This is a genomic window from Thiocapsa imhoffii, from assembly GCF_016583985.1.
Taxonomy (GTDB): Bacteria; Pseudomonadota; Gammaproteobacteria; order Chromatiales; family Chromatiaceae; genus Thiocapsa; species Thiocapsa imhoffii.
The window spans coordinates 354,103-371,859 of record NZ_NRSD01000001.1 but is presented as its reverse complement, the minus strand read 5'-3'; the positions used below and the strand labels follow the sequence as shown (position 1 = coordinate 371,859).

The window sequence follows — 17,757 nt, the reverse complement described above, 5'->3', positions numbered from 1 at the left end:
GTCTTATCCTCTTTTTTCGGATCGCACCGAGCGATCCGATACCGCACGCACCCCTTGGTCCGCGCCAGCTGCCCATTTCACGGCGAACCCATTGCTGTACCGCAGGTCCACCACCAGCGGCTGTCCAGCCGCCTCCAATTGCGTTGCGCTGGCAATGAAGCGCGCAAGTCGTTGTTCGATTTCATCAGTCCCCAGATGCAGCTCAATCCCCGTGACCAGATCGACCCGCCAGGCCCCCCGCGGATCGACCGAGAGGGTCTGGATCAAATGCCCGATCAGCATGAGGTCATCGCGCCATTGCAGATAGCGTTGCACCACCTCGAGCGCCCGCTGGTCGTCCCCTTCCAGCAGCGGCAAACCCGCCGGAACCGTCCCGGTTCCCGGTCGAAACACGATCCCATCGAGCGTCACCAGGCCATCACTATTCCAACGTGCCAGCGGGCGATGCTCCTCGACGAAGACGCGCAGGCGATCCGGCCAAATACGCTGGACCGACGCGGCTCGGACCCACGCGAGATCCTCCGCGGCGACCTTCAGATCCCGTAGATCCGCACTCAGGAGACCGCCGACGAGACGTGCGCTGATCGTCTGCTGCAAGAGGCGCGAGGAGTGGTCGTGCAACTCACCATCGATCTCGATGACGCGCACTGGGAGCAGCCGTGGCTCCCAGTGCGCCAGTTGCCAGAGACTCCCCGCCATGGCCAGGAGCAACACCAGCCCAAGCGCGTTCAACCACCGACTGCGGCGCTGCAAGGCGATGTCGGGCGCACGCACCGCCGGTGACGCGCCCCGTGTCGACTCAGTCACGATCGAAGCTCGTCTCCAGGATACGCCAGACCAAGGTCTCGAAGTCGAGCCCAGCGGCCCGCGCGGCCATCGGGACCAGACTATGATCGGTCATGCCCGGCACCGTGTTGATCTCAAGTAAAAAAGGGATCCCAGCGTGATCGACCATGAGGTCGACACGCCCCCAACCCTCGGCCCCCGTGACGTGGAAGGCAGCGAGCGCCAACTCGCGCAGCCGAGCCTCTGCCGTCGGTGGCAGACCACAGGGACAAAGATAGCGCGTACTGTCGGCCTGATATTTCGCCTCGAAATCATAGAAGACATGCGGCGTTTCGAGCCGGATCACGGGCAAGGCCGTGGTTCCGAGAATCGCGCAGGTGTATTCGGCACCGTCGATCCAACGTTCCGCCAAGACCAGGGCATCGTAGGCTCGTGCCGACTCCCAGGCCGCGCGCAACGCGCTCGCATCCGCGACGCGCGCCATCCCGAGACTCGAGCCCTCATGAACGGGTTTCACCATCAATGGGAACCCCAAGGCCGCGGCAGCGTCGAGATCCTCGCCCCCCCGGAGTAAGACCGACTCAGGTGTCGGCAGACCATACCCCGTCCAGAGCAACTTGCAGCGGTATTTATCCATCCCGAGCGCCGACCCCATAACCCCTGAGCCGGTATAGGGCATGGCGATGGTCTCCAGAGCCCCCTGGATGCGACCGTCCTCGCCACCGCGCCCGTGGAGCGCGATGAAAGCGCGATCAAAGCCCCCCGCCTGCAGCCGGCTTAAAATCTGCTCATCAACATCCAGTGCATGGGCATCGATGCCCTGACGACACAAGGCAGTGAGCACGGCCGCCCCACTCTTGAGCGAGATCTCACGCTCGGCCGCTCGCCCTCCGAGCAGCACCGCAACTTTGCCGAACTGCGCCGGCGTCCGCACCGATACACCTGTCATGAATGATCCCCAGTGATCTGTTTGACCTCGGGGACGAGGCGCACCCCCGTCACTTCCTCGACCCGAGTCTGCACGTAGGTCATCAGCTCAAGGATATCCGCGGCCCGTGCCCGACCCGTATTGATGATAAAATTTGCATGTTTTTCAGATACCTGAGCATCACCAACTCGATATCCTTTCAACCCCGCCTGATCGATGAGACGCGCGGCATGATCGCCCTGCGGATTGCGAAACACAGAACCACAGCTCGGCTGTCCGGTCGGCTGGGTCGCGGCACGGCGATCGAGCAAGGCCCGGATCCGCGCCATCGCCGCCGCACCATCGCCGGTCGGCAGGCGCAACTCGGCAGCCAAAAACCACTCCCGCGGTGGACCGACCACCTCCCGATAGCCAACCCTGTACTCATCTGGCAGGCGCTGGTGCCTCTGGCCCCGCCGATCGATCGTTTGGACGGCCACCACGAACGGCCAGGTTTCCCCTCCCCAAGCTCCAGCATTCATCGCAAGGGCGCCACCCATGGTCCCGGGGATCCCCGCGAGGAACTCACACCCGATCAGGTTACAGCGCGCCGCGAACCGCGCGAACTTCGCACAAGACACACCGCACTCGACCAACAGACCCTGTTCGTCACGCCGTTCAAGACGGGTCAAACCAGTCTGCGTCTGGATCACCGTTCCGGCAAAGCCGGTGTCGGCCACGAGCAGATTGCTGCCAAGCCCCAGCCACAATACGGGTTCATGTGGATCGAGTTGCGCGAGGAACAGTGCCAGATCGTCCGCATCCGCCGGACGATACAGGCACCGCGCGGGCCCACCCACACGCCAGGTGGTGTGCCGTGCCAGCGGCTCGTCCCACCGCAGGTCACCCCGCAGCCCCTCGGGCCTAGCCATCACGCCCCTCATGGCCCAACTCCCACCGCATTCATTGCGGCGAGTCGGCTGGGCAAACTCGCGGCCAGCGAACCAATATCACCCGCCCCCATGACCAAGACCAGATCGTCATCCAGAACCAAATTCGCCAACAGTCCTGGGACCAGTTCCAGGCTCTGCGCGAACACCGGATCAAGGTCGCCGCGGATGCGGATCGCCCGGCTGAGCGCCCGTCCATCCGCGCCTGGGATCGGGGTCTCCCCAGCGGGATAGACCTCGCAGAGAACGAGAACGTCTGCCGTGGAGAGCACCGCCACGAAGTCCTCGAATTGCTCCTGCGTGCGGGAGTAACGATGGGGTTGGAACACCAGGACCAGGCGCCGGCCCGGCCAACCATTGCGGGCGGCGGTCAGCGTCGCAGCGAGTTCGCGGGGATGATGCCCATAGTCATCGATCAGCAGCAGCTCCCGGCCGAGACCATCGGTCACCGGCGTCATCATGAAACGCCGACCAACCCCCTCGAACCCGCGCAGCGCACGCACGATGGCATCCTCTTCAACGCCCAATTCGAGTGCCACGCTGATCGCTGCCAAGGCATTCAGCACATTATGCAACCCCGGGAGATTCAGCTCGACCGCAAGGGGCGCATCAAGCCCCAAACCCACCACCTGGAATGTCGTGCGCATGCCATCGTAACGCACGTCGAGCGCGCGCAGATCGGCGTCGGCGCTGGTCCCATAGGTGCGCACTGGGCGTGGAATCTCGGGCAGGAGTGCACGAATCTCGTCATCATCGAGACAGAGCACAGCCAGTCCGTAGAACGGCAGATGATGTAGAAACTCCATGAACGTATTTCGCAACCGATTGAAATCATTCTCGTACGTTCGCATGTGATCGGCATCAATATTGGTGACGATCGAGATCATCGGTTGCAGATAGAGAAACGAAGCGTCGCTCTCGTCGGCCTCGGCGACGAGATATTTCGTGGTCCCGAGTTTCGCGTTGGCGCCCGCACTATTCAGGCGCCCACCAATCACGAACGTGGGATCGAGTCCACCCTCGGCGAGGATGCTCGCGACCAAGCTGGTGGTGGTGGTCTTGCCATGGGTGCCGGCGACCGCGACGCCATAATAGAAGCGCATGAGCTCGGCCAGCATCTCGGCACGGCGCACGATCGGGATGCGCCGCGCACGGGCCTCCTGGATCTCCGGATTGCTCTCATCGATTGCGCTCGAGACGATCACGGCATCGGCATCACTGACCTGTTCGGCGCGGTGCCCGATGCAGATCTCCACCCCCAGCCCCTGCAGGCGACGGGTCACGTCGCCCGCGCGCAGATCAGACCCAGCGACCTCGTAACCGAGGTTCGCCATCAACTCCGCGATCCCGCTCATACCGGCCCCGCCGATGCCAACGAAATAAAGTCGGCGGACCCGACCCATCCGTGCAGCACTGTGCTGACGATGCGCATTCATCGTAGTGCGAGCTCCCAACAGGCCGCCGCAATCCGCTCCACGGCGTCCACGCGCGCGCGGGTGCGAGCCGCTTCGCCCATGCGCAGGAGCCGGTCAGGGTCCGCGCACAGCGCGGCGAGTCGTCGACTCAGATCCGCTGTGTCGAGATCAGCCTGCACGATCAACTCAGCAGCTCCAATGTCAGCCAAGTACCGGGCATTGCCGACCTGGTGATCATCGACGGCATGCGGATAAGGAACCAACACCGAGGCGATGCCCGCGGCAGCCAGCTCCGAAACCGTCAAGGCCCCCGCTCGACAGACGACGAGGTCGGCCCAAGCATAGGCCTCGGCCATGTCGTCAATGAAGGGGGTTACGTCCGCCGCGACGCCAGCCTCGCGATAGGCTGACTGGGCGATCGCCAGGGTCCGCTCACCAGCCTGATGACGGACCCGGGGCCGCTGCTCCACCGCCAGCGCGGCTAGCGCCTGGGGGATTTGCTCATTCAAAACCTGCGCGCCGAGTGACCCGCCCAGCACCAATAGATGGGGTGCTCCATCCGCCGCGCGCCGTCGCTCCCAACGCGCTTTCGGTGGTGGGAGCGCGAGGATCGTCTGGCGCACTGGATTCCCGCTGGCTTCGGCCCCGCGGGCAGCCGGAAAGCTGCCCGGAAACGCCTCGAAGACGCGTGTCGCGATCCGCGCGAGCCACTGGTTCGTCATGCCAGGAACGAAGTTCTGTTCGTGGATCACCAATGGCACACCCTGCAGCCGTGCCGCCACCCCACCGGGTCCCGCCACGAAACCACCCATGCCGAGCACGACAGAGGCGGCGCGGCGTCGTAGGATCCGCGATGCCGCGATCATGGCCGCACCCACCTTGAAGGGCGCGCCCAACACGGGTGCGATCCCCTGGCCACGCAACCCGGAGATGCGGATGCACTCGAGGTCGAAGCCATGTGCTGGCACCAGTCGTGATTCCATCCCACGACTCGTACCCAGCCAAAAAACTTCCATACCCTGCTCGCGCAGACGCTCGGCGACGGCCAGCGCCGGGAAAACGTGTCCGCCGGTCCCTCCGGCCATCACGGCTAGACGCGCACCCACGATAACCCCCGTTTCGGTCCTCGCTCGGCCTCGAGCCGTCGGACCGTGACATCGATTTTCAATAAGATGGCCAGCGCCATGCAGGCCGCGATCAGACTATTGCTGCCGTAGCTCAAAAAAGGCAACGTCAAGCCCTTGGTTGGCAACAATCCAACGTTCACCCCAATGTTGACGAAGGCCTGCAGTCCCAGCCCCAGACCAATCCCTTGCGCGGCATAGGCAGCAAAACGCTGCCCCACGGCATCGGCTCGCGCGCCAATCGAAAAGGCCCGCCAAGTGATCCAGGCAAAGGCTGAGATCAAGATCAGCATGCCGATCAGCCCGAATTCCTCGCCGATCACCGAGGCCAGGAAATCGGTATGAGCCTCGGGCAGAAAGAACTGCTTCTGAATGCCATTGCCCAAACCCACACCGAACCATTCGCCGCGCCCGAAGGCGATCAGGGCCTGGGCCAATTGATAACCGGAGCCGAAGGGATCCTCGAAGGGATCGAGAAAGGAGGTGATTCGCTGCAACCGATAGGGCGAGGTCATCACCAAAGTGAGGAGTCCCATCCCCACGACGACGAACAACAACACGAACGGCATCAGACTGACGCCGCCTAGAAATAGCAACCCCATGACGGTCGCGAGCATGACCGCGGTCGTCCCGAAATCAGGCTGTTGCAAGATCAGGGCACCGGCGATCCCGATCAGGATCATCGGTCGGATGAAGCCAGAGATGCGATTGACGACGTCATCGGCATGTCGGACGAGATAGCCGGCAACGTAGATGACCGCGAACAGCTTCACGAACTCCGACGGCTGGAAGGTCAAGGGACCCAGCGGAATCCAGCGGGTGGCACCATTGACCTCGCGCCCCAACCCGGGGATCAGCACCAGCAGCAGCGCCAGCACGCCACTCAAGAAGAGCCAGACGCCGCCCCGCTCCCACCAGTCCACCGGAACACTGTAGGCAACCAGGCCAACCAGTACGGCGAGCGAGAGCGCAATGGCATGACGATTAACGTAGTAGAAGGGATCATCACAGCAATTCGCGGCCGTTGCCATGGAGGCCGAGGCCACCATGATGAAGCCAAACGCGATCAGACCAACCGCGCAGACCAGCAACGGCAGGTCGAAAGCCATCACGCGCTCGCGGCGGCGTAACCCGCCACGGCCGAGACCACTGCGAATCGGTCGCGCGGCAGCCGTCATGCCTCAAGTCTCCCGATACATTCAGCGAACACCCGACCACGATGCGCGTAGTCATCGAACATGTCGAAGCTCGCACAGGCCGGCGACAACAACACCACATCACCCGGACGCGCCAGCCGGGCGGCCTGCTCCACCGCGTCCGGCAGGCCCGTGGCCTGGACCACATTGACCACCCCGGTCAAGACTGCCGCGAGCCGTGCGGCATCACGGCCAATCAATACGACCGCGCGCGCCGTCTCCGCCACCGCGGGGACCAGCGGCTCGAAATCGGCGCCTTTGCCATCACCGCCCGCGATCAGGACGACACGGCCGCCGCCTTCAGAGGGAACCAGTCCCGTCAGCGCCGCAATGGTGGCCCCGGGATTGGTGCCCTTGGAATCGTCGTACCACCGGACCCCATCACGCTCCGTTACGAGCACGCTGCGGTGCGGCAGGCCGTTGAATCGTCTCAGCACCTCACAGGCCGGCTCGATCGGCATCTCACAGGCGTGCGCCAGCGCCAAGGCCGCGAGCGCATTGGCCAGGTTGTGTCGGCCAGCGATCCGCACCGCGGCGGCGGGCATCAGGGGTTGCCGTCCCGCGCAAATCCACAGCTCGCCGGCATGATGGCGGAGACCGAAATCATCCCCCTCGGGGACGCTCAGGGTGAATCCAATGTCGCGCTCGACCGCACGGGGCATGCCCATGACCCAGGGATCATCACGATTGACCACCGCGATGCGCGCCCCTTGAAAGATCCGCTGCTTCGCAGCGGCGTAGGCCGCCAAGTTCGCGTAGCGGTCCATATGATCAGCCGACAGATTGAGCACGGCCGCCACCCGCGCGTTCAGGTTGTCGGTCGTTTCAAGTTGAAAGCTGGAGAGTTCCAGGACGTAGAGCTCGATCCCGTCATCCAATAGAGCGAGCGCGGGCTCTCCGAGATTGCCGCCCACGGCGACCCGGCGACCACTCGCGGCCGCCATCTCGCCAACCAGCGTCGTCACCGTGCTCTTGCCATTCGAGCCCGTGATCGCGCAGATCGGGGCCGTGGCCACACCCGCGAACAGCGCGATGTCACCTAGCACCTCAGCGCCGCGCGCGATGGCGTCTTGAATCAGAGGTTGTGCGAGCGGCACACCCGGACTGATAACGAGGCGATCAGCCGCGCCGAAGACCTCGGGATCGAAGCCGCCGACGAAGACAGCAACCTCGGGCAACTCCTCGCGCAAACGCGCCAATCCCGGAGGATTGCTCCGCGAATCCGTTACAGCCGTCACCACCCCTTGGGCGCGCAAGTAACGCACCACCGACAATCCAGTCGCACCCAGCCCCACCACCAAGGTCTTCACGGCTGCTGCAACCCGATACATTGCCGACATTGCGTTGGCCAGGCATCAGGCCACGGAATCGTGTGCTGACTCGCTTTCATTCTCCCCCCGTCGAATCAAAGCCCATTGAACGTTGTTTGATGTTGTGTGGCGTGAAGGTATGCGGGACTCCCTAGCGGATCTTCAAACTCGCCAAGCCGACCAGGACCAGCACCACGGTGACGATCCAGAAGCGCACGATGACCCGTGGTTCGGGCCAGCCTTTGAGTTCGAAGTGATGATGAATCGGCGCCATGCGGAAAATCCGACGCCCGGTGAGCTTGAACGACATCACCTGCATCATCACAGAGACGGTTTCGACCACGAACACCCCGCCCATCACGAAGAGGACCAGTTCCTGGCGGGCCGCTACGGCGACCACCCCGAGTGCGGCACCGAGCGCCAGGGCACCAACATCCCCCATGAACACCTGAGCCGGGTAGGCGTTGAACCAGAGAAAACCGAGACCGGCACCAACCAGGGCGCCACAGAAAATCACCACCTCGCCAACCTCTGGAAGGTGCGGAATCAGGAGATAATTGGCGATCTGCACGTGCCCGGCGGCATACACGAAGATGGCCAGCGCGCCGGCCACCAAGACCGTGGGCATCACCGCAAGGCCATCGAGACCATCCGTGAGATTCACCGCATTGCTCGACCCCACGATCACGAAATAGGTGAAGAGAATGAACCAGGGACCGAGTTGGATCGAGACATCCTTAAGATAGGGGATCAGGAGTTCGGTCTCGGCCGGCGATCCTGCCGTGACATAGAGCGCGATCGCGGCGGCAAAACCGGCGACCGTTTGCCACAGATATTTCCACCGCGCAGCCAGTCCGCGGGGGTCGCGCATCACCAGCTTCTTATAATCGTCAACCAGACCGATCGCGCCAAAGGCCAGCGTCGTCAGCAGGACGATCCAAACATAGCGGTTCTCGAGGTCGGCCCACAACAGAGTGCTGATCCCAACCGCCACCAGGATCAAGGCGCCACCCATGGTCGGGGTCCCGGATTTCACCAGATGGCTCTGAGGACCATCGTCACGGACGGTCTGCCCGATCTTGAAGGCCCGCAGCCGCCGAATCATCGGACGTCCAACCCATAACGCGATTGCGAGCGCCGTGAGCACACCGAGGATTGCGCGCAGGGTCAAATAGCGGAAGACGTTGAAACCGCTTTGATACTGCGAGAGCCATTCAACCAGATACAACAACACTAGCTGACCTCCCCGGCGCAGAGCGCATCAACGATCTGATCCATCCGGGCGGCCCGTGATCCCTTCACCAACACGCAGTCATCCGCGGTCAATTCGCGCGTCAGCGCCTGCCGCAATGCGTCCTGCGTCTCGAAATGTCGGCCTCCCGAGCCGAAGGCGTGACTTGCCGCCGCGCTGAGCGAGCCGACACTGACGAGACGCTCGATGCCGGCGGCACGGGCGGTGCGACCGATTTCGCGATGGAGTTCCTCGGCATTCGCCCCGAGTTCTCCGAGATCACCGAGAACCAACCACCGCCGCCCTGTCAAGCCGGCCAGCACCGCGATCGCCGCGGCGAGCGAATCCGGATTCGCGTTATAGCTATCGTCGATGACCCGGACCGAGCCACACCGCAGCGGATTGAGTCGTCCCTTGACCGGAGGGCGTGCGGCCAGACCGGCACGGATCGCATCCGGCATCACCCCAAGCGCACGCGCCACCGCGGTGGCGGCCAACGCATTGCGGACATTGTGCTCGCCCGCCAATCGCAAGGTCAGCGCGATCTCCTCGCCACCCTGATGCGCGACCACATGGGTCCGGAAGCCCTCCTCAGTCCAATCGACGCTGATTCCGGCAGGATCGGCACGCAGGTCTGCCCGGTCCGACAGCGCGAACGTTAAGGTGGGGCGGCCGGCGGCTAGACGTTGCCAAAGTCCGACATAGGGCGCGTCGCCAGGGAAGATAAAGACTCCCTCTGATTTCAGGCCACGGGCGATCTCACCCTTCGCGTGCGCTACCCCGTCGACACTGCCGAATCCCTCTAGGTGAGCACGGCCCGCATTGGTGATGAGGGCGACATCCGGGCGCGCGATATCCGTTAAGTAGCCGATTTCACCATGGTGATTGGCCCCCATTTCCAGCACCAGAAAATCCTCGTTCCGAGCCCGCAGGAGGGTGAGCGGCATCCCGATGTCGTTATTGAGATTGCCCTGCGTGGCGCGCACGCGCCCCGCGTGCTCCAGGATCCCCGCGACCATCTCCTTGACCGTGGTCTTGCCATTGCTCCCGGTGATCCCGATCACCCGACCGGGGAAGCGGTCACGCCAAGCGCTAGCGAGACGACCGAGGCCAAGGCGCGTGTCCTCGACGATCCACTGAGGAATGTCCAGTGCGAGCGGATGATCGACCATCGCCGCCACGGCACCCGCATCCTGTGCGGCAGCGACGTGATCATGGCCATCGAAGTGCGCGCCGCGCAGGGCCACGAAGAGTTGTCCACGACAATCCACACGACTGTCCGTGCCCACTGATGCGAACTCACGGTCCGCGCCAACCAGGCGACCACCCGCCTGAGCGATTGCCGCGCGCAGTGACCACATCATGGTTTGTCCTCTCGGTGTGCTAGGAGCATGGAGGGCTGAGGATCATCCGGCGGCAGATTGAACAGACGCAGCGCCCCTTCCATGACCTTCTGAAAGACCGGTGCCGCCACTTGCCCTCCGTAGTAAGCCTTTCCTCTCGGCTCGTCGATCATCACCACCATCACGAGTCGGGGCTCCCCAGCCGGGGCGAATCCCGCAAAAACAGCCTGATAACGACCGCCACCATAGCCGCTACGCCCCGACGATTTCTTCGCCGTGCCGGTCTTCCCAGCGACGCGATAGCCCGGGATCATGGCGCGTTCGGCGGTCCCGTCCGGTGAGACGACCGTCTCCATCATGGCACGGACACGCTTTGCCGTTGCCTCGCTTAACACCCGCGTCTCGGCTGCGCCAGCGCGCGCCGCTGCCGGATCCTGGCGCAACAGGGTCACGGGGCGTTTGATCCCATCGGCCGCCAACACGCTGTAAGCCTGGGCCAGTTGCAAGGCCGTCACCGACAGACCATAGCCAAAGGCGTGGGTGGCATGCTCGATGACGCGCCAGGTGGAGTGATGACGCAGGACCCCACGACTTTCCCCGGGAATGTGCATCGCGGTTCGCTGACCGAAGCCGAGTTGATCGTAGAGTTCCCAGAGGGCGTCGTAGCCCATCATCTGAGCAATCCGCACCACGCCGACGTTGCTCGACTTGGTGATCACGCCGGTGACGGTGAGGTTGCCGTAGTTGCGCACATCACGAACCGTATTCGATCCCACCCGCATCGTGCCGCCGCGCGTCGCGATCGGTGTCGTGGGGCCGATCAGACCCCGCTCCATGGCCGCGGCGACCACGAAAGGCTTGATTGTCGATCCGGGCTCCATGGTATCGGTCACCGCACGATTGCGGCGCCGCTCGATCCCACCGTCGCGTTGGGCGTTGGGGTTGTAGCCCGGTTGATTGACCATCGCGAGAATCTCGCCGGTCTGGACATCCAAGACCACCAGGGTGCCACCAACGGCCTTGTGCTCGGAGACCGCGGCCTTCAGCTCCCGATAGGCGAGGAACTGCAAACGCCGATCGAGACTGAGCACGAGATCAGCTCCCTGTCGTGGCGAACTAACCTGCTCGACCTCTTGGATCATTTGCTGACGGCCATCCCGGATCACCCGTCGCAAGCCCGGCTCTGATTTCAGCCAACTGTCATAGGCCAGTTCGAGTCCTTCCTGACCACGATCGTCGATGTTGGTGAACCCGAGAACGTGACCGAAGACCTCGACTCCTGGGTAGAAGCGCCGGTACTCCGTCTCGAAATTCACCCCCTCGACCGAATAGTCAGCCACGATGCGTCGAACCTCGGCAGCTTCCTCGAAGCTGACACGCCGCTTTAAATAGATGAATCCGCGTCCCGCGGTCTCACCGATACGCTGCTCGAGCCCCTTCGGATCAAGCGCGAGCGCCACCGCCAGAGGCTGAATGACAGCCGGCTGATGGATGAGCTTGCGGGGGTCGGCGGTCACCGTCTCGACCGGCGTACTGACCGCGAGTGGCTCTCCGTTCCGATCGGTGATCATGCCACGCCGGGCAGCGATCTCGGCGAGCCGAAGATGACGACGCTCACCCTCCATCTGGAGCTGGCTGGTTTCCAAGACTTGTCGGTGGAACACCGCGCCCGACAACACCACGAAGGCAGCGGACAGCAGCCCGACGAGGATGCGGCGGCGTAATCTCAGATCGGGCTGAGCGCGACGTGGGGCAGGGCGCACCGGACGTCGTTTACGGGGTTCCACGGCCAACCTCCTCAATCAGTAGAATGTCATCAAGTCGTGGACTGAACATGCCGAGCTGATCACGTGCCTTGCGCTCGACCCGCACATGCGTAGACAAGGCGGCCTCTTCCAATCGCAATCGATTCCATTCCACATCCAGCCCATCCCGTTGCGCGCGCAGGTCCTGCAAATGGCTGAAGTGCGTGCGTGTTTGATACTTGGTATACACCACCGCGACGGCCGACAGGGTCACTGCCACGGACAAGACGAGTGCCAATGTCACCCGCCCCGCCATCATGACAAGCGCTCCGCGATGCGCATGATCGCGCTACGGGCACGGGGATTCGCGGCAACCTCCGCCGCCGACGCTCGGATCGGCCGTCCCAGCACACGCAACCGCCCGACCGCATCCGACGCCATGATGGGCACGCCCTTTGGAAACTGTGGACCTCGTGCCTCGGCGCGCATGAAGCGTTTCACCAGACGATCCTCAAGTGAATGAAAGCTGATCACGACCAGACGCCCGGCATGAGCGAGCAGGTCGCTCGACTGCCTCAGGCCGTCTTGGATCTCCAACAATTCGTCATTGACGCACATCCGCACGGCCTGAAATGTGCGTGTCGCCGGATGTTTGCCCGCCTCGCGGGTCGGGACGGCACGCGCGACCAATGCCGCCAATTGTGTCGTCGTGCGCAGTTCGCGCTGCGCGCGAGCGTCCAGGATCTGACGCGCGATGCGCTTAGCGAAACGCTCCTCACCAAACTCGCGCAAGACCCTGATCAACTCCGCCTCGGTCACCTGCGCCAGCCACTGCGCAGCCGACAGGCCGGTCCTCGGATCCATGCGCAGGTCTAGGGGACCCTCGTGGAGAAAACTGAATCCACGCTCGGGCGTGTCAAGCTGTGGGGATGAGACACCCAGATCGAGTAACAGGCCCGACAGTTTCATCGCGCCGAATCCCGCCTCGCCGAGCAATGAGCCAAGCGACCCGAAGCGACCCGACAGAATCGCGAACCGTGGATCCGTCGCGGCCAGGACCTGCCCCGCCGCGACGGCTTCCGGATCGCGATCCACGCCAATCAAACGACCTTGCGCGCTGAGCCGTGACAGGATTGCGCGACTGTGCCCCCCACGCCCGAAGGTGCCATCGACATAGACACCATTCGGATCCGCCACCAAGGCCTGCACACTCTCCTCAAGCAGAACCGGCTGATGTGATTGGAGGTTGGTAACGTCAGCACTCACAGCGTCAACGAGTCCAGCCCGGCAGCTGACGCCAACTCGCCAACACGGGCGTCGTCAAGAGCGGCTTCCGTGCGCGCATCCCAAGCAGCTTCGTCCCATAGTTCGAACTTTGTCCCTTGCCCAACGAAGGCGACGCGCTTATCAAGCGAAGCGAATTTGCGCAAGGATTGGGGAAGCAAGATGCGACCTTGCGCGTCCATCTCGACCTCCTGAGCGTTCCCGATGTAGAGGCGCTGAATGGCGCGCGCGGTCTGATCGAATGCCGGAAGAGCCACGAGTTTGGCTTCGATCAATTGCCACTCGGGCTCGGGATAAAGCAACAAACAACGATCGCGATCAACCGTGATCACGAGTTGTGCGTTGCACGCCGATTGGAGACGCTCGCGGTATTTCGACGGTACCGCGAGACGCCCCTTGGCATCGAGATGAACGATGAAGACCCCCCGAAACACTGCCGCCCCCCATGGTGAATCGGTCAGATGTCATTTCGAGGTTTTGCCCCATTTCCCCACATCCCCCCACTTCCCGGCAATCTTAGGAGCGTCGGGAGGGCGCGTCAAGGCCGTGCGTGCGTTAATTCTTCGCAGTCAGCGACTTAGGACCGACTCGACACACCGAATCTCAACGGGCCTTTATGTATTGTTTTTCAGAAGGCTAACGATTAAAGGTGATGCTTGCCCAGAGGAACCGGCTCAGCGCGAGCGATGCGCTAGCCAGGGGGCCCGCACCACGCAGGCGCCGCGCTGCGGGAAAGCTTTGAGGAACGGTTCGATCACAACCATCCCAACTCCGCCCGACTCCCCTCGCGAGCGAGGGGGAGCATCAGCCGGGATGGCCGAGTTGTTTCGAACCATTGCGAATCGGGACGAGAGGCGTGACGGGATGATTGAAATGAGGTGGGAGTCGGCCTGTAAGCCGGGTTCTGTCATGGACAGTCATTCATCTAGGATATCCGTCGCCGGATACCTCAAGCGACCGACCCGGGAACACGCGCGGGCCGCGCGCCGCAGAGCCAGCTCTGCGCGTTCCTCTATTTGGTCTTGCTCCGGGTGGGGTTTACCCTGCCACTGGCGTTGCCGTCAGCGCGGTGCGCTCTTACCGCACCATTTCACCCTTACCTCGCGCCCCGAGGGGAGTGAGGCGGTATCTTTTCTGTGGCACTTTCCGTGGACTCGCGCCCCCCAGGCGTTACCTGGCACCCTGCCCTGTGGAGCCCGGACTTTCCTCCCCCACCCGCATGCGGGTGAGCGCGACTGTCCGGCCAACTCCCAGACGTCAGTATAGCGCGAAGCGCGCGACCACGCGCAGGCGCGGGGCGGTCGACCCGCGAGCCGTCGGCCGCCCCTCGTTACCGCGCCCGCGATCCATCCGGCCCCGCACCATCCCCATCCCCATCCACCACACCCAAGTTCAACTCCAAGGCCAGTCGATAGAGGCCGTTTTTCTTCGCTCCCGTCAGCCGCGCGCCCAAGGCAACCGCTTGCGCGAGAGGCAAGGTGTCGCACAGGATCCTCAAGACTCGTTCCTGCTCGCCACGATCCACCTCCCCCTGCGCACGGGATCCCTCCACCAAGATCACGAACTCGCCGAGACGTTGCTCTGGATCGGTCGCCAGCCGCGTGGCGAGAACCGAGGCTGGACCCGACAAAAAGGTCTCGAACCGCTTCGTCAGCTCCCGAGCGATGACGACGCGGCGTGTTTCACCCATGACCCGCGCCAGCGCTTGCAGGGTCTCGACCACGCGATGCCCACTCTCATAAAGCACCAAGGTGCCTCGTTCGCTGCCGAGTTCCGCGAGCCAGCGTTCGCGCTGACCTGACAGGCGCGGCGGAAACCCCACGAACAAGAACCGATCACTCGGCAGCCCCGCGGCACTCAGCGCACAAATCACGGCACTCGGGCCTGGCACCGGGATCACGGTCAAGCCCCGCTCACGTGCCGCGGCGACCAGCGTCAGACCAGGGTCACTGATCAACGGCGTGCCCGCGTCCGAAACCAGCGCGATCTGGTGCCCCTGATCCAGGGCCGCGAGCAAACGGGGCGCTAAGCGCGTCTCGTTGTGGTCGTGATAGGCGATCGTCTTGGTCGAGATGCCATAATGCGTCAAGAGCCGCCGGGTCTGTCTGGTATCCTCGGCCGCGATCAAATCGACCTCGCTCAACACTTTACGCGCACGCTCAGTGATGTCGGCAAGATTGCCGATCGGTGTGGCGACCACGTATAGTATCCCCTGCCGCTGTTCCACCCTGCCTCCAATGTCTGCCTCTCGGAACGGATCATGCTTAAGAATCGCGTCCACCGCCGTCGCCTGTCCAGCTCGATCGCATGGTCCATCGCCAGCATCCTGGCCATGTTAGCCGGCTGCGCCGTTGTCCCAACCCACGATACAGGACAACTGCTCGCCTCGGTGCCAAGCGATGCCCTCGCGAGTGCAGAGCGGTTAGCGGCACAAGGCCAGGCCGATGCCGCGGTGGCGGCCTATCTGCAACTTGCCGAGAACGCGGTGCCACCGGCACGCGAGCAGTTGCGGTTACAGGCTGCGCGGACCGCTCTGAGCACGGGCAACACCCAGACCGCTCAGCAGACCATCGCACAGATCGAGCGGACCGGACTCACGCCCGGGCAGCGCGAGCAGATGCTTCTGCTCGAAGCCGACCTCGCCTTGCTGGACGGTCGCCCCCACGACGCCATTGCGCGACTGCAAGCCATGCAGCCGCGCGCCCTGCCAACCGACCTCAAGATCCAACGGCTCGGGACCCTGGCCGCCGCTCAGCGCTTGGCACAGCAGCCCGTCGCCGCGGCCGATTCCCTGATTGCGCTCGATCGCCTGCTTGGTGATGAGAGCGCGCGACTCCTCAATCAGGTCTCGCTCCTCTCGACCCTGAGCGCACTGAGCGCGGACGAACTCGAGCACCTCGCCCGCACCGGGCGTGGTCCGATCAGAGGCTGGGCGGAACTCGCCCAGCTCGCGCGCACGGCGGGCGCGGATCCTGTCGAATTCGAACAGCGCTTCCGGGCGCAGTCCGCGGCACGTCTCGCACGTCCGGGGCTGGCGCGGGCCTATGTCGAGATGCTCTCCGGCGGTTACGCCGCAGGCGACCGCGTCGCGGTGTTGCTGCCGAGTTCGGGGCGCTTCGCCGGCGCGGCGAATGCCATCAAGGAGGGGATCGAAGCGGCGAGTCGCGCCGATCGCACCGGCCAGCGACCGCGCCTCGAATTCATCGACAGCAGCGATGCAGCCCGCGTTCGCGCCCTCTATAGCGAGGCCATCAGTGGCGGGGCGACCCAGGTGATCGGGCCGCTCCAAAAGGTCTCCGTCGATGCCTTGGCGGACGGCCCGGCACTTGCCGTGCCCACGCTTGCGCTCAATCAGACGACCTCCGATCGACAACCCCCGAAGAACCTGTTCCAGTTCGCGCTCTCACCCGAGAACGAGGCGGCCGACGCGGCGACCAAGGCCGCCGCGATGGACCTCAAGCACGCGGCCATCCTTTACCCGGAGGGGCCTTGGGGGGAGCGGCTCGCACACGCCTTCCGCGATCAGTGGCGGCGACTCGGCGGCACCGTGACGGCGCAGATCCGCTACGACCCGACGGCCAGCACCCACCCCAACGCCATCGCGGAACTGCTGGACACGGCGAACACCGAGATCGTCTTCCTCGTCGCCACCAACGAACTCGCTCACAAGCTCTTTCCGCAGATTCGACTCGCGTCGTCGCAGATCACCGTCATCTCCACATCCCATGTCTACTCTGGCGTCTTCGATGCCGGCCAGGATCAGGCGTTAGCCGGGCTCTATTTCGTGGATGTCCCATGGATGCTTGATGACAGCGCGGAAGACACCTTGTCGCGGCGACGTTTGAATGGCGACTCCTTCACAGTCGCGGATCCGCTCGCTCGCCTCTCCGCGATGGGGATCGACGCCTACCGCATCGCCCCGCGCCTCCCGGCGCTGGCCCAGAGCGCAGGCTCCTATTATCCGGGACAGACCGGCGGATTGTCTCTCGACGCCCTCGGCCGCGTGCAACGCCAACTCGCCCTTGGGCGCTTCAGTACGAGCGGTGTGAGCGCCGTCAGCGCGGCCGCGCACTAAGACGGCGCGAGCGACTCCTAAGGATGCCTGCAACGCGCATCATCGGCGAGCAGAAGGAGCGATTGGCGGAGGACTATCTGACGCGGCATCATTTGCAGCTGATCGCGCGCAATCATCGCTGCCGGCGCGGCGAGATCGACCTCATCATGCGCGACGGCGAGACCCTGGTCTTCGTCGAGGTGAGATTTCGTCATTCCAGCCACTTCGGCAGCCCCGCCGAGACAGTCGATCGACGCAAGCAACAACGCCTGACGCTCGCCGCGCGTCACTATCTGCTTCGTCATCCGACCGTGCTACCCTGTCGTTTCGATGTGATCGCGATCAGCGGTCAAGACCGAATCCAATGGATCAAGAATGCCTTTTCGCTCGAAGATGACCCCCATTATTGATG

The 17,757-nt window shown here is 63.7% G+C and carries 16 protein-coding genes and 1 other RNA gene; 2 read left to right on the top strand and 15 right to left on the bottom strand.

Annotation, left to right across the window (positions count from 1 at the left end; translation table 11 throughout):
* Positions 1-3: 3 nt before the first annotated feature.
* The 15 genes from CKO25_RS01625 to rsmI all read right to left on the bottom strand — a co-directional run bounded on the left by CKO25_RS01625 (position 4) and on the right by rsmI (position 15,518).
* Complete coding sequence (locus tag CKO25_RS01625; RefSeq protein WP_338115042.1) at positions 4-807, bottom strand: cell division protein FtsQ/DivIB; 804 nt, start codon at positions 805-807, stop codon at positions 4-6.
* Complete coding sequence (locus CKO25_RS01620) at positions 800-1,735, bottom strand: D-alanine--D-alanine ligase (RefSeq protein WP_200386137.1); 936 nt, start codon at positions 1,733-1,735, stop codon at positions 800-802. The genes CKO25_RS01625 and CKO25_RS01620 overlap by 8 nt, the downstream gene beginning before the upstream one ends.
* Positions 1,732-2,625 (bottom strand): UDP-N-acetylmuramate dehydrogenase, encoded by an 894-nt coding sequence (murB, locus tag CKO25_RS01615; RefSeq protein ID WP_200386136.1) that lies wholly within the window; start codon positions 2,623-2,625, stop codon positions 1,732-1,734. The genes CKO25_RS01620 and murB overlap by 4 nt, the downstream gene beginning before the upstream one ends.
* Positions 2,626-2,633: 8 nt before the next feature.
* Positions 2,634-4,079, bottom strand: a complete 1,446-nt coding sequence (gene murC, locus CKO25_RS01610; RefSeq protein WP_200386135.1) for a UDP-N-acetylmuramate--L-alanine ligase — start codon at positions 4,077-4,079, stop codon at positions 2,634-2,636.
* On the bottom strand, positions 4,076-5,164 hold the full coding sequence (murG, locus tag CKO25_RS01605) for an undecaprenyldiphospho-muramoylpentapeptide beta-N-acetylglucosaminyltransferase (RefSeq protein WP_200386134.1): 1,089 nt from the start codon (positions 5,162-5,164) through the stop codon (positions 4,076-4,078). The genes murC and murG overlap by 4 nt, the downstream gene beginning before the upstream one ends.
* Positions 5,149-6,360: a putative lipid II flippase FtsW gene (gene ftsW, locus CKO25_RS01600; RefSeq protein WP_200386133.1), complete on the bottom strand. Its 1,212-nt coding sequence runs from the start codon at positions 6,358-6,360 to the stop codon at positions 5,149-5,151. The genes murG and ftsW overlap by 16 nt, the downstream gene beginning before the upstream one ends.
* The gene (gene murD / locus CKO25_RS01595) at positions 6,357-7,718 is read right to left on the bottom strand and encodes a UDP-N-acetylmuramoyl-L-alanine--D-glutamate ligase (protein ID WP_371829688.1); all 1,362 of its coding nucleotides are present in this window, start codon (positions 7,716-7,718) and stop codon (positions 6,357-6,359) included. Before murD ends, ftsW begins: the two co-directional genes overlap by 4 nt.
* A gap of 121 nt (positions 7,719-7,839) precedes the next feature.
* Entirely contained in the window at positions 7,840-8,922 is a 1,083-nt protein-coding gene (mraY, locus tag CKO25_RS01590) for a phospho-N-acetylmuramoyl-pentapeptide-transferase (protein ID WP_200386132.1), read from the bottom strand.
* A complete protein-coding gene (locus CKO25_RS01585) occupies positions 8,922-10,280 on the bottom strand; it encodes a UDP-N-acetylmuramoyl-tripeptide--D-alanyl-D-alanine ligase (RefSeq protein ID WP_200386334.1) in 1,359 nt (452 codons plus the stop codon). Before CKO25_RS01585 ends, mraY begins: the two co-directional genes overlap by 1 nt.
* The gene (locus tag CKO25_RS01580) at positions 10,280-12,049 is read right to left on the bottom strand and encodes a penicillin-binding transpeptidase domain-containing protein (protein ID WP_200386131.1); all 1,770 of its coding nucleotides are present in this window, start codon (positions 12,047-12,049) and stop codon (positions 10,280-10,282) included. Before CKO25_RS01580 ends, CKO25_RS01585 begins: the two co-directional genes overlap by 1 nt.
* Entirely contained in the window at positions 12,036-12,326 is a 291-nt protein-coding gene (ftsL, locus tag CKO25_RS01575; RefSeq protein WP_200386130.1) for a cell division protein FtsL, read from the bottom strand. The genes CKO25_RS01580 and ftsL overlap by 14 nt, the downstream gene beginning before the upstream one ends.
* A complete protein-coding gene (gene rsmH, locus CKO25_RS01570; protein ID WP_200386129.1) occupies positions 12,323-13,273 on the bottom strand; it encodes a 16S rRNA (cytosine(1402)-N(4))-methyltransferase RsmH in 951 nt (316 codons plus the stop codon). Before rsmH ends, ftsL begins: the two co-directional genes overlap by 4 nt.
* On the bottom strand, positions 13,270-13,725 hold the full coding sequence (gene mraZ, locus CKO25_RS01565; RefSeq protein WP_200386128.1) for a division/cell wall cluster transcriptional repressor MraZ: 456 nt from the start codon (positions 13,723-13,725) through the stop codon (positions 13,270-13,272). The genes rsmH and mraZ overlap by 4 nt, the downstream gene beginning before the upstream one ends.
* A gap of 443 nt (positions 13,726-14,168) precedes the next feature.
* Positions 14,169-14,542, bottom strand: an RNA gene (rnpB, locus tag CKO25_RS01560) — RNase P RNA component class A.
* 79 nt (positions 14,543-14,621) lie between these two features.
* Positions 14,622-15,518 (bottom strand): 16S rRNA (cytidine(1402)-2'-O)-methyltransferase, encoded by an 897-nt coding sequence (gene rsmI / locus CKO25_RS01555; RefSeq protein WP_200386127.1) that lies wholly within the window; start codon positions 15,516-15,518, stop codon positions 14,622-14,624.
* A 33-nt stretch (positions 15,519-15,551) separates the two neighbouring features.
* Between rsmI and CKO25_RS01550 the strand changes: the two genes are divergently transcribed.
* Together CKO25_RS01550 and CKO25_RS01545 are read left to right on the top strand one after the other, a co-directional pair.
* A complete protein-coding gene (locus tag CKO25_RS01550; protein ID WP_200386126.1) occupies positions 15,552-17,366 on the top strand; it encodes a penicillin-binding protein activator in 1,815 nt (604 codons plus the stop codon).
* Between the two features lie 23 nt (positions 17,367-17,389).
* Positions 17,390-17,755 (top strand): YraN family protein, encoded by a 366-nt coding sequence (locus CKO25_RS01545; protein WP_200386125.1) that lies wholly within the window; start codon positions 17,390-17,392, stop codon positions 17,753-17,755.
* Positions 17,756-17,757 lie beyond the last annotated feature (2 nt).

Bases quoted from the DNA above. Each gene is read 5' to 3' on its own strand.
- CKO25_RS01620 (WP_200386137.1), bottom strand. From the start codon at position 1,735: ATGACAGGTGTATCGGTGCGGACGCCGGCGCAGTTCGGCAAAGTTGCG.
- murB (WP_200386136.1), bottom strand. From the start codon at position 2,625: ATGGCTAGGCCCGAGGGGCTGCGGGGTGACCTGCGGTGGGACGAGCCG.
- murC (WP_200386135.1), bottom strand. From the start codon at position 4,079: ATGAATGCGCATCGTCAGCACAGTGCTGCACGGATGGGTCGGGTCCGC.
- ftsW (WP_200386133.1), bottom strand. From the start codon at position 6,360: ATGACGGCTGCCGCGCGACCGATTCGCAGTGGTCTCGGCCGTGGCGGG.
- murD (WP_371829688.1), bottom strand. From the start codon at position 7,718: ATGTCGGCAATGTATCGGGTTGCAGCAGCCGTGAAGACCTTGGTGGTG.
- CKO25_RS01585 (WP_200386334.1), bottom strand. From the start codon at position 10,280: ATGTGGTCACTGCGCGCGGCAATCGCTCAGGCGGGTGGTCGCCTGGTT.
- ftsL (WP_200386130.1), bottom strand. From the start codon at position 12,326: ATGATGGCGGGGCGGGTGACATTGGCACTCGTCTTGTCCGTGGCAGTG.
- CKO25_RS01550 (WP_200386126.1), top strand. From the start codon at position 15,552: ATGCTTAAGAATCGCGTCCACCGCCGTCGCCTGTCCAGCTCGATCGCA.
- CKO25_RS01545 (WP_200386125.1), top strand. From the start codon at position 17,390: ATGCCTGCAACGCGCATCATCGGCGAGCAGAAGGAGCGATTGGCGGAG.